At 69.5% G+C, this 13,391-nt stretch carries 13 protein-coding genes; 3 read left to right on the forward strand and 10 right to left on the reverse strand.

Going from position 1 to position 13,391, the window contains the following annotated elements; genetic code table 11:
* Positions 1–9: 9 nt before the first annotated feature.
* From GOHSU_RS11130 to GOHSU_RS11140, 3 genes are read right to left on the reverse strand one after another with little or no spacing between them, the layout of a single operon-like run.
* Positions 10–1,284 (reverse strand): class I SAM-dependent methyltransferase, encoded by a 1,275-nt coding sequence (locus tag GOHSU_RS11130; protein WP_005941367.1) that lies wholly within the window; start codon positions 1,282–1,284, stop codon positions 10–12.
* Positions 1,281–2,120, reverse strand: a complete 840-nt coding sequence (locus GOHSU_RS11135; protein ID WP_005941369.1) for a DUF1365 domain-containing protein — start codon at positions 2,118–2,120, stop codon at positions 1,281–1,283. The genes GOHSU_RS11130 and GOHSU_RS11135 overlap by 4 nt, the downstream gene beginning before the upstream one ends.
* Positions 2,117–3,400, reverse strand: coding sequence for an NAD(P)/FAD-dependent oxidoreductase (locus GOHSU_RS11140; protein WP_005941371.1), 1,284 nt, complete (start codon positions 3,398–3,400; stop codon positions 2,117–2,119). The genes GOHSU_RS11135 and GOHSU_RS11140 overlap by 4 nt, the downstream gene beginning before the upstream one ends.
* Positions 3,401–3,498: 98 nt before the next feature.
* Here GOHSU_RS11140 and GOHSU_RS11145 point away from each other — a divergent pair, with 98 nt between their 5' ends.
* On the forward strand, positions 3,499–4,911 hold the full coding sequence (locus tag GOHSU_RS11145) for a cryptochrome/photolyase family protein (protein WP_005941373.1): 1,413 nt from the start codon (positions 3,499–3,501) through the stop codon (positions 4,909–4,911).
* A 22-nt stretch (positions 4,912–4,933) separates the two neighbouring features.
* Here the strand turns inward: GOHSU_RS11145 and GOHSU_RS11150 are convergent, their stop codons facing one another.
* The 4 genes from GOHSU_RS11150 to GOHSU_RS11165 form a co-directional block, all read right to left on the reverse strand.
* A complete protein-coding gene (locus GOHSU_RS11150; protein WP_005941375.1) occupies positions 4,934–5,581 on the reverse strand; it encodes a lipocalin family protein in 648 nt (215 codons plus the stop codon).
* Between the two features lie 99 nt (positions 5,582–5,680).
* Complete coding sequence (locus tag GOHSU_RS11155) at positions 5,681–6,352, reverse strand: fasciclin domain-containing protein (protein WP_005941377.1); 672 nt, start codon at positions 6,350–6,352, stop codon at positions 5,681–5,683.
* Positions 6,353–6,517: 165 nt separating this feature from the next.
* Positions 6,518–6,952: an SRPBCC family protein gene (locus GOHSU_RS11160; RefSeq protein WP_005941379.1), complete on the reverse strand. Its 435-nt coding sequence runs from the start codon at positions 6,950–6,952 to the stop codon at positions 6,518–6,520.
* Entirely contained in the window at positions 6,949–7,899 is a 951-nt protein-coding gene (locus tag GOHSU_RS11165; protein WP_005941381.1) for an SDR family NAD(P)-dependent oxidoreductase, read from the reverse strand. Before GOHSU_RS11165 ends, GOHSU_RS11160 begins: the two co-directional genes overlap by 4 nt.
* A 121-nt stretch (positions 7,900–8,020) precedes the next feature.
* Between GOHSU_RS11165 and GOHSU_RS11170 the strand changes: the two genes are divergently transcribed.
* Both GOHSU_RS11170 and GOHSU_RS11175 read left to right on the forward strand, forming a co-directional pair.
* Complete coding sequence (locus GOHSU_RS11170; protein WP_005941385.1) at positions 8,021–9,628, forward strand: Rieske 2Fe-2S domain-containing protein; 1,608 nt, start codon at positions 8,021–8,023, stop codon at positions 9,626–9,628.
* On the forward strand, positions 9,625–10,830 hold the full coding sequence (locus GOHSU_RS11175) for a CaiB/BaiF CoA transferase family protein (protein ID WP_029759797.1): 1,206 nt from the start codon (positions 9,625–9,627) through the stop codon (positions 10,828–10,830). Before GOHSU_RS11170 ends, GOHSU_RS11175 begins: the two co-directional genes overlap by 4 nt.
* A gap of 122 nt (positions 10,831–10,952) precedes the next feature.
* Here the strand turns inward: GOHSU_RS11175 and GOHSU_RS11180 are convergent, their stop codons facing one another.
* The 3 genes from GOHSU_RS11180 to GOHSU_RS11190 form a co-directional block, all read right to left on the reverse strand.
* A complete protein-coding gene (locus tag GOHSU_RS11180) occupies positions 10,953–11,576 on the reverse strand; it encodes an AMIN-like domain-containing (lipo)protein (protein WP_005941391.1) in 624 nt (207 codons plus the stop codon).
* 29 nt (positions 11,577–11,605) lie between these two features.
* The gene (locus tag GOHSU_RS11185) at positions 11,606–12,433 is read right to left on the reverse strand and encodes an MBL fold metallo-hydrolase (RefSeq protein WP_005941394.1); all 828 of its coding nucleotides are present in this window, start codon (positions 12,431–12,433) and stop codon (positions 11,606–11,608) included.
* A gap of 66 nt (positions 12,434–12,499) precedes the next feature.
* On the reverse strand, positions 12,500–13,303 hold the full coding sequence (locus GOHSU_RS11190; RefSeq protein WP_005941397.1) for a CPBP family intramembrane glutamic endopeptidase: 804 nt from the start codon (positions 13,301–13,303) through the stop codon (positions 12,500–12,502).
* Between the last annotated feature and the right edge of the window lie 88 nt (positions 13,304–13,391).

The following is a 13,391-nucleotide window of genomic DNA, read 5'->3' on the forward strand; positions in this document are numbered from 1 at the left end:
ATCCCGCGTTCACGGTTTGTCCAGACGCAACTGATAGACGTCCAGATAGCCCGCACCGAAACCGGCCTCGGAATAGGCCAGATAGAAGGTCCACATCCGCCGGAAGACGGCATCGAAGCCGAGTCCGTCGATCTGTTCTGTCCGGCCCTCGAAACGTTCGCGCCACAGCCGCAAGGTGCGGGCATAGTGGCGGCCCATCGCCAGTTCGTCGGTCACCTGCAGTCCGGTCCGCTCGCCCACCACCTCCCGGATCGCCTCGATCGACGGCAGCTGACCGCCGGGGAAGATGTACTTGTGCACCCAGGTGTACGTACCGGCGGAGGCCAGCATGCGGGCGTGCGGCATCGTGATCACCTGGATCGCGGCCCGGCCGCCGGGGGCCAGGACCCGTTCGACGGTCTGAAAGTACTCCGGCCAGAACTCCCGGCCCACCGCCTCGAGCATCTCCACCGAGACCACCGCGTCGTACTCACCGTCGGCAAGGCGGTAGTCGAGCAGATCGATCTGCACACGGTCGCCGAGCCCGGCCGCGGCGACCCGGGCGCGCGCCAGCTCCCGTTGCCGGCTCGACAACGTCAGGGAGCGCACCTGTGCTCCGCGTTCGGCCGCCCGCACGCACAGCTCGCCCCAGCCGGTCCCGATCTCCAGCAGCCGGGTGCCCGGACCGACCGCGGCCAGATCCAGCAGCCGGTCGATCTTGGCTCGCTGCGCCGGCGCCAGATCCGACCAGGTCGCCTCGGCGGCGGCGTCGTCGGACCCGAAGTAGGCGCTGGAGTAGCTCAGGGTCTCGTCGAGGAAGGCGGCGAAGAGGTCGTTGGACAGGTCGTAGTGCCGGGCGATGTTCGACCGGGTGTTGTCGATGCTGTTGCGCTCGTCGGCCGGGTGCCCCGGCAGCACCAGCGGGCGCAGCCGTTGCAGCGGAGCCGGAACCAGTTCGGCCATCCGTTCGGCCAGCGGCGTGAGCACGCCGACCAGATCATCGGTGGTCCAGTCCTGCGCCATGAAGGCTTCACCGAAGCCGATCAGACCGGTCGACCCCAGGCGCCGGTACAGCGCCTGCGGATTGCGGATCAGCATTCTGGCGGCCGGCGCCCCGGCGTGCGACGGCGCTCCGCCGGGGCCGTCGGCGAATTCGACGGTGACCGGAACCTTCCGCAGGGCCGCGGCGAACAGGCGGCCCGCGGCAGCCCCCCGGATCGGTGAGCGGGGCACACGGGCCACATCGGGCCACCGGTCCGGGTCGATCCGGTCCTCGACTACGGTGCATTCCTCGTTGATCGTCATCGGCGCAGGCCTCGTTTCCAGCTCGTTCGGGGTTTCTCGGTGGTTCGGGGTTTCTCGGTGGTTCGGGGCTCGTCGCCAGCCCCGGGGTCTTCCCCCGCACGGGGAAACAGCGGCAGCCCGCGCGCCCACAGCACGATGCCGTGCATCCTGATCCGGATGCTGACCACCAGGGGTGCCAGCGGAGTCCGCAGCTGAGTCCGGAGCACCGAAGCGATGGTCACCGGGCGCAGCCGGCCGGTCAGGGTCGCGGTGAACGGCGCCAGACCGGGGCGCTGCAGGGTGATCGCCAGTCGCACCCGGCCCGCCGGATCCGGCTCGGGCAGCACCAGGCGATAGCGCCCGGAGACGTCGTTGAACGGCGACACGTAGAAGGTCTTATCGATCTGAGCACGCCCGGCGTGATCGGTGCGCACCAGGTAGCAGTGCCGCTGGCCGTAGGTGTTGTGCACCTCTGCCACGACGTAGCGCAGCGCGCCGGCGCGGTCGTGGCACCAGAAGACCGACAGGGGGTTGAACACATAGCCGGCCACGCGCGGGGAGAGCAGCGCCGTCACCGTGCCTCCGGCGATCTCGTCGGCCTCGTGCCCCAGGTAGTGGTCCAACCGCGTCCGGAGGGTGTCCCCGGGGCGCACCGGCTGCGGGAAATGGTCCCCGGCCCGAAAGCGCGCGGCCCAGCGCAGGCCGCGCGGCAGCACCGGCAGCTGATCGATGTCGATCAGCCAGCTCAGGCTGGAGTGGGTGAAACGGTAGTCGATCGGATCCCGCCGGGTATGGGCGATCCGGGTGGGGACCAGCGCCGAGGTCTGCGCACCGGGGATCGCGACGCCGCTCCTCATCGTGACACCGCCCCGGTCTCCCCGGGCCAGGTGCCACCGAAGACCCGGGCCGCCCGCGCGCCCGAGGCGGCACCGTCCTCGTGGAATCCCCACCCGTGATAGGCGCCGGCGAATGCGATCGCCGCCGTCTCGATCTCGGGCAGGCGCCGCTGAGCGGCCACCGACTGCAGGTCGTAGACCGGGTGCTCGTAGGTCATCTCGGCCAGGATCGCGTCCGGATCCACCAGATCGGTCCGTCCCATGGTCACCAGATAGCGCGGGGCCGGTCCGGCAGCGGTCTCGGGCCGCAGCCGCATGAGCCGCGTCATGTCGTAGGTCACCGCGACCTGCGAGCCGTCGGCACGGATCTGGTAGTTCCACGAAGCCCGTGCCCGCGGCGCCGCCGGCAGCAGGCTGGTGTCGGTGTGCAGCACCGCCGGTTTGGCCAGATAGCCGATAGCACCGAGCACATCGGTCTGCGCCGGGCTGGGTGCGCTCAGCAACGACAGCGCCTGATGCGGATGGGTGGCCACCACTGCCGCGGCGAAACGCTCCCGCGACGACCGCGCGGTGATCTCGACGCCCTCGCCGGTCTCGGCGAGCCCGGTCACCGGCGAATCGAGGCGGATCGTTCCCCCGCGGCCGACGACGTGGTCGGCCACCGCCGCGACATAGGTGGCCGAGCCGCCCGCGACGGTGCGCCACTGCGGTGAATCGAACACCGTGAGCATGCCGTGGTGATCAAGGAAGGAGAACAGGTATCGCGCCGGATACCTGGCGGCGGTGCCCGCATCGCACGACCACACCGCAGCGACCAGCGGCAGCAGAAAGTTCTCCTGAAAATATGTCGACAGCCCGCTGCGGACGACGAATTCGTCGAGCGGTTCGTCGGCGGCGGGATCGTCCAGGAGCCGGCGCGCCAGGGTATGGAACCGCCTGATCTCCACCAGCATCTTCAGGTAACGCCCCCGGGTGAGCGTGCGCCAGGTCGGGAAGAGACCGGGCAGGCCGAGCGCCCCGGCGTATTCCAGGCCGGTGCGCTGCGACGACACCGACATCGACATATCGGTATCGACGGTGACCACACCCAGCTGGTCGAACAGCCGGAGCAGGGTCGGGTAGGTCCGGTCGTTGTGGACGATGAAGCCGGTGTCCACCGCCGTGCGCACACCGCCCCGGCCGTGGATCACGTGCGTATGGGCGTGCCCGCCCAGTCTGCTGTCGGCCTCGTACAGCGTTACGCGGTGCCGCTGCGCGAGCAGGTAGGCGGCCGTCAGCCCGGCCACCCCGCTGCCGATCACCGCGACGGCACTGTCGGCCGGGAGTTCTCTGATTCCAGTCACATCAGGGATTCGGATCCGCTCCGCGGGCGGATGGGTCGACCACGCACACTGGTGAGATGGACGACTCCCCCGCTCTGGTCTGGTTCCGTCGCGATCTGCGGCTGTCGGATCTGCCCACGCTGCTGGCGGCGCGGGATCGCACCGATGCCGCGCTGGCCGTATTCGTGCTCGACGAGACCCTGCTGGCGCCCTCGGGTCGGCGGCGCACCGCCTTCCTCGCCGGGTGCCTGCGTGCCCTCGACGCCGATCTGGGTGGACGGCTGCTGATCGTCGCCGGGCGCCCGGCGCAGGTGATTCCGCGAGTGGCGGCCGGAATCGGCGCCGGGTCGGTGCACGTCAGCGCCGATTTCGGTCCGTATGGCAGCACCCGCGATGCGCAGACCGAACAGGCCCTGGCGGCCGCGGCGCGCCCGGTGCCGCTGGTGCGCACCGGTTCGTCGTACGCGGTCTCCCCGGACCGGCTGCGCACCCAGGCCGGCCGCCCGTACAAGGTCTTCACTCCCTATCGGCGGGCTTGGCTCGAGCACGGGTGGCCCCGGCCGGCCGATACCGGACCGGACAGCCTCGCCTGGCTCGACCCGGCCGGGTTCGATGGGCGGCTCGAGCTGGACCTGGCCGCCGAGATGCTCGGTGAGTCCACCGTGGACATCCCCGTGCCGCCGGCCGGGGAAGCGGCGGCCCGCGCCCGCTGGTCGGTCTTCCGCGACGACGACCTGCTCGGCTATCACGACGACCGCGACCGGCCGGATCTGGACCGGACCTCCCGGCTGTCGCCGTATCTGAAGTTCGGGTGCCTGCATCCGCGGACCGTGCTGGCGGATCTGCGCGGGCGCACCGATCCGGGTGCCGAAAGCTGGCGCAGCGAACTGGCCTGGCGGGACTTCTACGCCGACGTCCTGCATCACCGGCCGGAGACGGCGCGTGGCAATGCCGACACGAAGTTCGACGCCCTGGAATACGACACCGGTCCGGCCGCCGACGAGGCGTTCGCGGCCTGGTGTTCCGGCCGCACGGGCTACCCCATCGTCGACGCCGGCATGCGGCAGCTTCGGGCGCAGGGCTGGATGCACAACCGCGTCCGGATGATCACCGCCTCGTTCCTTACCAAAGATCTACACCTGCCGTGGTGGCGCGGCGCACGATATTTCATGACCCAGTTGGTCGACGGCGATCTGCCGTCCAACCAGCACGGCTGGCAGTGGACCGCCGGCAGCGGCACCGACGCGGCGCCCTACTTCCGGGTGTTCAACCCGACCGCCCAGGGTGAACGATTCGACCCCGAGGGCGATTACATCCGCCGCTGGATCCCGGAGTTGCGCCATCTGCCGGGTAAGCAGATCCATCGCCCGTGGCGGCTGCCGGGAGCCGGGCAGCCGGCCCTCGGCGACGACTCCGGCGCCTATCCGCAGCCGATCGTCGATCACGCCGACGAACGCCGCATCGCGCTGGAGCGCTACCGGCGGCTGTGAAGGCAGCGCGACGCCGCTCCGGTCACCGTCCGGCGGTGCACAGGGGAACCACTTCGGAGTATCCGCCGGTGGTCGGGGAGGTCAGGTACAGGCAGTCGGACTGGCCGGCGGCGGCGATGGCCGACCGCACGGCCGCCCAGTCTCCGCGGGCCAGCGAGGGGGTCCGGGACAGCACGAAGCCCGAGGTTCGGGCGGGATTGGTGACGACCGCCCACCGGTAGTCCGGATCCAGACCGACGATCAGATAGTTGGGCAGATCCCGGGGGCCACCCTTGCCGGGCACCCCGGGAAAGCGCACCCGCAGTTGCGCTCCGGTCTGCTCGTCGAGCACGGTGGCCCGGCCGTTGATCGCGTTGGGGGTGTTCGCCCAGGTGGTGCAGGTATTGCGTACCCGCACATCACCGTTGTCGTACAGGGCGTAGGCGGCCCGGGTATCGCGTGCGCAGACCAGGTTGAACGGCTGCGGTACCGCCGCGAGCTGATACCAGGTGCCCAGATAGCGGTTTAGGTCGACCGCGGCCACCGGTTCGGGCGCCCCGGGCGGGGCCGCGGCCACCGGTCCGGTACCGAGGGTCGACAGTGCGCAGAGGGCGGCCGCACCGGCGATGAGCAGGCCGGTCACGATCTGCCGAAAGTGCCCGGGAAAGCGCGCCCGGAGTGAGTACGGCATCGTCGTTCCTTCGTTTCAGGGGGTGACGGTGCGCCGCCTGTGCCGGCGGCGCACCGTCTCAGGTGCGCGAGCATGCGGGGGTACGCACACTCGGCGCGGTCACTTGTCGTCGGCCGGGGGCATCAGGACGTCGTCGATCAGGTAGACAGTGGCGTTCTCGGTCACGATGCCGCCGCAGATCACCCCGGCGCCGTTGACCTTCAGATCGTCGCCGCTGCCGGTGACCTTCAGCGTGGCGCCCTCCACCGTGGTGTGCTCGCCGGTGACCTTGTCGGGTGCGGCCTGCCCGGAGACGACGTGGTAGGTCAGCAGGGAGGTCAGCGCCGGGGCGTCGGTCTTGAGTGCGTCGATCGTGGCCGGGTCGACCTTGGCGAAGGCCGCGTCCACCGGCGCGAAGACGGTGAATTCTCCGTCGTTGAGCGTGTCGACGAGGTTCACCTCGGGGTTGAGCCCCCCGGACACCGCAGCCGCCAGCGTGGTGAGCTCGGGGTTGTTGGACACCGCCACCGCCAGCTTCTCGGTCGCCATCTGGGTCAGCGAACCGGGGCCGGTCGGCACGGCCTCGGCGTAGGCCGCACATCCGGTTCCCACCAGGCCGGCGGCCGGATCTGCGGTCGAACCGCCGGCGGAGGCCGACATCGCCGAGGCGGACATGCTGGTGGCCGGAGCCGCGGTCGAATCGTCGTCGCTCGAGCAGGCGCTCATCGTGGCGGCGATGGCCAGCGAGAAGCCGATCGCCGCAATCTTGGCCGTGGTCGTCTTGGTTCCCATGTCTAGCTCCCTCATTGTGTGAGTGCCGGCGGACGCCGGTCTCGTCAGCAGTGACATAGGTGATTCGGGCCTGTTCCAGAAGCGGATGGGTCTGGACGGGAAATATTTTTCGCACGCCCCCGGCGGGCCGAACTCGTGCAGCCGGGTTCGTTCAGCCCGGTTCGTTCAGCCCAGTTCGTTCAAGGCCGTGCGCAGTCCCTCTGCTCCCTCGCGCAGCAGCCTGCGCACCGCGATCGTCAGCAGCGGCTCGAGTACGCGGAAGAAACCGTGGAAGTCGAATTCCACGGCATAGGTCACCTCGGTGCCGGCGGGCGTGCTGGTCACGGTGATGGTGTCGACCGCGGTGACCGCCTTCTTCTCCCCGCGCAACCGGATCAGCGTCGGCGACTCCAGGTCGGTCAGTCGGTACACCAGTTCGGTCTGCGCACCGGCGAACTTGCTGACGACCTCGTACTCCGAGCCCACCTGACCGTCACCGGCGATCCGGGTGACCCGGATCGCGCTCGGATCCCAGTGCTGGGCGGTGGTGAAATCCGCCAGGTACTCGAAGACCGCTCGCGCCGGCGTCGCGGTCTGCACGGTGCGCTGCAAGCTGATCATCGTTCCTCCATTTCCGCCGCGGCGCGGACCTCACGCCAGACGGCACGTCGTTCGGTCTCACTGAACTCGGTTCGTTTCCGGTAGTGCAGCCGTCGGCTGCGCCGGTCGTGCCAGAATTCTCCGGTCGCCGGTGCCGGGCGGGTCGCGAGCAACCACACGGCGGTATCGGCGCCCTGGTCGGCGCTGCGCAACAGCGGTCGCGTCAGCCGGGCGAAACGCGGCAGCGAGTCGCTCACCCCGGGGGTGTCGACCCAGCCCGGATGCATAGCCGCGACCATCACATCCGCCGGACCCCACCGCTCGGCCAGCAGCGGCAGCAGCGCGGTCTGCACGCGTTTGCTCCGGGCGTAGGCGCGTGCCCCGCGGTAGTCGCCGGACCGGTACTGCAGATCGTCGACGGGCAGTCCGGTGGTGTACATCCCGCCCGACGACATGAAGATCACCCGCGGATCGGGACTCTGCGCCAACCGTGGGAGCAGCAGGTCGGTCAGCAGCAGCGGTCCCAGCACGTGCGTGGCCAGCGACAGTTCGTGGCCATCGACGGAGTCGGTGCGTTCGGGCGGCATCACCCCGGCGTTGTGCACGATCGCGTCGACGGGCCCCTGTTCCAGGCGTCCGGCGAGCCGGCGAACCTGACCGAGGTCGGAGACGTCGGCGAGTTCGATGCTCACCTCGGCCGCGGGATTGCGGCGCACGATCTGTTCCCGCACCGCCCCTGCCCGCTGCCGGTGGCGGCCGATCAGCACCGCATGCCCGCCCAAATCGGTCACACGGCCGGCGATCGCCGCACCGATCCCGGAGGTGGCCCCGGTGACCAGGACGGTACGCCCGATCAGCGCTCCCGGCGCGGGATCGTCGTCGGGCCACTCGGCGGCACGAACGCGGAAACCGATCTTCGAATAGCCGGGTACCACGGTCCTCTCCAGCGCCGCATCGACCAGATCCATGGGCCGTTCTCCTCACCTCGAGTCGCACGCCGATGGCGCTGATCACCAACGTACCCTCGCCGCGGCCGGTCCCGATAAGCTGGACGAACAGCCCTTGCTCTACCCGAAAGGTCTCAGCCCCGTGCAGATCACCTCCATCGGCCATGCCGGTTTCCACATCCAGACCGCGGCCGGCTCGATCCTCTGCGACCCGTGGGTCAACCCCGCCTACTTCGCCTCGTGGATTCCGTTCCCCGACAACACCGAGCTGGACTGGAAGGCCCTGGGCGACTGCGACTACCTGTACGTCTCGCACCTGCACCGGGATCATTACGACGAGCAGAACCTGATCGAGAACGTCAACAAGGACGCCACGGTGCTGCTGCCGGACTATCCGGTGCCCGACCTCAAGCGCGACCTCGAGCGCCTGGGCTTCCACAAGTTCGTCGAGACCACCGACTCGGTCAAGCACCACGTCTCCGGCCCCAAGGGCGACCTGGACGTGATGATCATCGCGCTGCGCGCACCGGCCGATGGGCCGATCGGTGACTCGGGCATCCTGATCGACGACGGCGAGACCGTCGTTTTCAACATGAACGATGCCCGCCCGATCGATCTGGATGTGGTGAAGAAGGAGTTCGGGCACGTCGACGTGCATCTGCTGCAGTACTCCGGTGCCATCTGGTACCCAATGGTCTACGACATCCCCCGCAAGTCGAAAGCCAACTTCGCCAAGCAGAAGCGTCAGCGCGGAATGGACCGGGCGCGCAGCTACATCGAGCAGGTCGGCGCCACCTGGGTGGTGCCCTCGGCCGGTCCCCCGATGTTCCTCGACGACGAGCTGTACGGCGTCAACGACTTCAACACCGGCAGCGAGGCGGATCAGGCCTCGATCTTCCCCGACCAGGCCGAGTTCCTGGAGCAGATGAAGACCCACGGCACCGACGACGGCGAACACCATCGCGGTCTGATGATGGTGTCGGGGTCCACGGCCGAGTTCCGCGGCAGTGATCTGCTCGAGATCGAGCACCCGTATCCGCCCGAGCAGGTCTTCGGCGAGAACAAGAAGCCGTATCTGGACCGGATGAAGGAGAAGTTCGCGCCGATCATCGCCGCGGAGAAGGCCACCTGGGCACCGGCCGACGGCGAGCCGCTGCTGCCGCAGCTCAAGGCCCTGTTCGAGCCGATCATGGCCGAGTCGGATCTGATCTGCGACGGCATCGGCTATCCGGTCGGCCTGGTGATCGGCGACGAGACCTTCGTGATCGACTTCCCGCAGCGGAGCGTCCGGATGCGCGAAGAGGGCGACGGCAAGTACCGCTACGGCTTCCGGATCGCCCCCGAACTGGTGCGCACCGTGCTGCGCGACGACGAACCGGACTGGGTCAACACGATCTTCCTGTCGACCCGGTTCACCACCTGGCGGATCGGCGGATACAACGAGTACCTGTACACCTTCTTCAAGTGCCTGACCCCCGAGCGGATCCAGTACGCCGACGGCTGGTTCTCCGAGGCGCACGACGACGATGCCTCCATCGAGCTGGACGGCTGGACCATTCAGCGGCGCTGCCCGCACCTGAAGGCCGATCTGAGCAAGTTCGGCGTGATCGAGGGCGACAAGCTGACCTGCAACCTGCACGGCTGGCAGTGGGATCTGAAGTCGGGGCGCTGCCTGACCTCCAGCGGTCACGAGATCCGCGCCGAACGCACCGATGAGGTGCAGACCGCCGACGAGAAGGTCGGCAGCTGACGCCCAGCCCTCACCCGCTCGACGGCTACACCGTCGTCGCCGTCGAGCAGGCGGTGGCCGCGCCGCTGGCCACCCGTCAGCTCGCCGATCTGGGTGCGCGGGTGATCAAGGTGGAACGTCCCGGCGGTGGCGATCTGGCCCGCGGGTACGACCACGTGGTCGAGGGCACCGGCGCCCATTTCGTCTGGCTCAACCGCGGCAAGGAGTCCCTTGCGGTGGACCTCAAGTCCGCCGCCGGCCGGACGCTGGTCCAACGGCTGATCGCCTCGGCCGACGTCTTTGTGCAGAATCTGGCGCCCGGGGCCGCGCAGCGGCTGGGCCTGGGTGCCGAGCAGCTGCGCGCCGACCATCCCGAACTGGTGACGGTCGCCCTGTCGGGGTTCGGTCCCGGCGGCCCGTACTCGCAGCGCAAGTCCTACGACATGCTGATCCAGGCCGAGGCCGGCCTGATCTCGATCACCGGCACCCCCGAGTCGGCCGCGAAGACGGGGATCCCCACCGCCGACATCGCCGCGGGCATGTATGCGGCCCAGTCCGTTCTGGCCGCCCTGCTGCGCCGGTCCCGCACCGGCGAGGGGGCCACCATCGACGTCTCGATGCTCGAGGCCACCATCGAATGGATGGGGTATCCGATGTACGCGCGGATGTACTCGGGCGTCGAACCCGAACGGATGGGTGTCGGCCACACCGCGATCGCTCCCTACAACACCTATCCGGCCGCCGACGGCGAGGTGCTGATCGGGGTGCAGAGCGACAACGGCTGGCGCGATCTGATGACCGAAGTATTCGACCGGCCGGACCTGGTCGCCGATCCCCGTTTCGTCACCAATATCGCCCGGGTGGAGAATCGCGCCGCCTGCGATGCCCTCGTCGCCGAGCTCAGCGCCCGGTTCAGCGTCGCCGAACTGACCGCCCGCCTGGCGGCCGCCGGGGTACCGGCAGCGCAACTCAACGGTGTCGGCGGTGCGGTGGAGCATCCGCAGTTGCAGGCCCGGGACCGCTGGCGCGAGGTCGGCACCGAACACAGTCGGGTACCGGCGCTGCTGCCACCGGCCACCTTCGCCGACCACGAGCCCCCGATGGGCGACGTCCCCGCCCTCGGCGAGCACACCGTCGCGATTCTGGCGGAACTGGGAATGCCTGAAGCCGACATCTCCGCAGTCCTGGCCGCGGGCATCGCCGCTACCGTCAGGCGCGGTTGAATACGTACTCCGTTTCCGACCTGGGAGGTCGGAAACGGAACATAGGCTTGTTCGCTCCGCTCGGGCGGTATCGCGCGGTCGACGATTCCGTTCGCCGACCGCGTCTGCGCGCTGTGGGCCGGTCAGCGCGCGATATCGAGGACCACCCGGGTCGGTGACGTCAGCGCACTGACCGTGACGGCGGGCCGGACCGCAGCAGTGCCGACGAATGCCAGCACCTCGCCCTCGAACGGGCCGCCGACCTGCACTCGCGTGATCTCCCCGGCGCCGGGGACGGTCCCGGTGAACGGGGTGCGGCCGGTGTCGAAGGGGTAGCCGACGCCGGTCAGGGCCACCGAGATCACTCCGGAACCGGGCAACTCGACCGGGTGCCCGCTCCCGGCCTCGGCCGGCCGGTCGGTGTAGTCGATCCGCCACCCCGGGGTCCCGCGACCGGCGAACTCGAAGACCACTCGATCGAAGCCCTCATGTGCACCGGTGCGGACCTCCGTCACGGTCAGCTGCGCCCCCGTCGAGGGCGCGTGGCTGGTCGGCAGGGTTCCGGTGGGCACCGATGCCGCCGGCGGCGATGTCATGGCCTCGGGCGACGACGGCTCGTCCGAGCCCGGTGCGGTGACGGTGTCGGTGACCTGATCGGTGACGGTCACCGTCGGCCCATCGGTCGGCGATCCGGGGTCGGTCTGGGTGCAGCCGGTCAACAGCAGTGCCGTCGCGGCCACGACGGGGACGAGTCGCGGATACCTCATCTCTCCGGTCTACTCCGCTTTGTCCCCGGCTACACGATTTCGGCCAGGTGCGCGCCGATCATGAACTCCTCCATGAAATCGGCATACCAGGGCCGCCGACCGTCGGCTTTGAAGACCACGCCGTGTCCGACCAGCTCGGCGGCTCCGGCATCCGGCCACATCTGTCGCAGTTCCCGAATCCGCTTCTCCCGTGCCTCGAGGGCGTCGGCGTGGACGGCCAGCTCGGCCAGGTAGCGGTCCCGGTCGGTGTACGGCCCCTTGTGATGGAAGGTGGTGTAGACAGCGGCCTCGATCTGCGCGCAGCGCTCCAGTGAGGCCCGCACGTCCGCCAGCTCCGAACCCTCATCGCAGTAGACCGGCCCGAACGAGGACAGGTCGACGTCCGCGAGAAAGAAGACCCCGTCCGGTTCAACGTAAAACCCGCTGTGTCCGGCGGTGTGCCCCGGCAACGCCACCACCGAGATGCGCACGCCACCGCCGACATCGATCACCGTGCCGTCGTCGAAGGCGGTCACATCCGGCCGCGGATCCAGACGGTACTGTTCGCGCACGCCGTCGGCGATCTGACCGGCAGGCAGGTGCGTGACGCGGCAGAACTCCTCCCACGAGGCCACCGCCGGCGCGTCAGCACGGTGCGCCATGACCGGGGCGGCGGTCGCTCCCAGCCCGACCAGGTGATCTTCGTGGGCGTGACTGAGCAGCACCAGGTCCACGCCGTCGGCGGGATGGTCGACCGAGGAGTCCACCTGCACCACTGTGTCGCCGCCGTGAATGCGGAGCGGATTCCCCTTCGGATAGGCGCCGCCGCCGGTGCCGCGGAGCACGGTGACGTGTTCGGTGAGCCGGACGTGTTCCATGCCCGTCGACCCTAGTCGCCCCCTCGGCGGCGCGCCTCAGCCCTGTAGCCGCGAACCGGTCTCAGGCTAACCCGGCAGCCAGCTCAGGTGCGGCGCCAGCGCCGCGTAGCCGACGAACGCCACGATATCGATCACGGCATGGGCGATCACCAGCGGCCACAGGCGCGCGGTCGCCTGATACCAGCGCGCGAAGATCAGCCCCATCACGACATTCCCCAGCCCGGCGCCGAAGCCCTGGTACAGGTGATAACCACCGCGCAGCAGCGCCGAACCGGCCAGCGCCGCCGACTGGCTGACCCCGAGCTGGCGGAGCCGCACCAGGAAGTAGGCCACGACGATCACCTCCTCGGCCACCGCATTGCCGATCGCGATCAGCACCAGCGTCCCGTACCTCCACCACGGGGTGTCCCCCGGGGCGGCCACCAGGTCCGCATTCAGACCGAGCACCCCGGAAACCACCACCAGCCCCAGCCCGGGCAGGCCGATCAGCGCGGCCAGCGCCAACGCCGGGGGGACGTCGCGGCGCCGCGGACGGCCCAGTCCGACATCCGGGAGCCGGGTCCCGCTGCGCCACAGCAGATAGACCCCAAGCGCACCGATCGCCAGCAGTCGAGCCGCCGACATCAGCTGCTGCACCGCGTCGATCCCGGCGACCTTCGACCGGACCGGATTCAGCGCAACCGTCGTCGAACCGATGCCCCCGGTCAGCTGCGCTTCCAGCAGTGCCAGGGCGGCGCCGACGGCCGAGAACCCGAAGGTCAGCACCCCGACGATCACCAGTTCGATGATCAGCGCGCGCCGTTCGGCTCGGCCGTGCACCTGCGCCACCCGCGGCTCGGGGGCGTGGCGCAGCCGATTCCAGAACGTCACACCGGTCAGCCTAATCAGTCTGGTCGCGCCCCGAATCCGCCGCCGGCCGAGGACACCGTTGCACCGCGGTCACCCGGTGACGGCGGTG

Origin of the sequence: Gordonia hirsuta DSM 44140 = NBRC 16056 (genome assembly GCF_000333015.1) — a bacterium.
Classification (GTDB): Bacteria; Actinomycetota; Actinomycetes; order Mycobacteriales; family Mycobacteriaceae; genus Gordonia; species Gordonia hirsuta.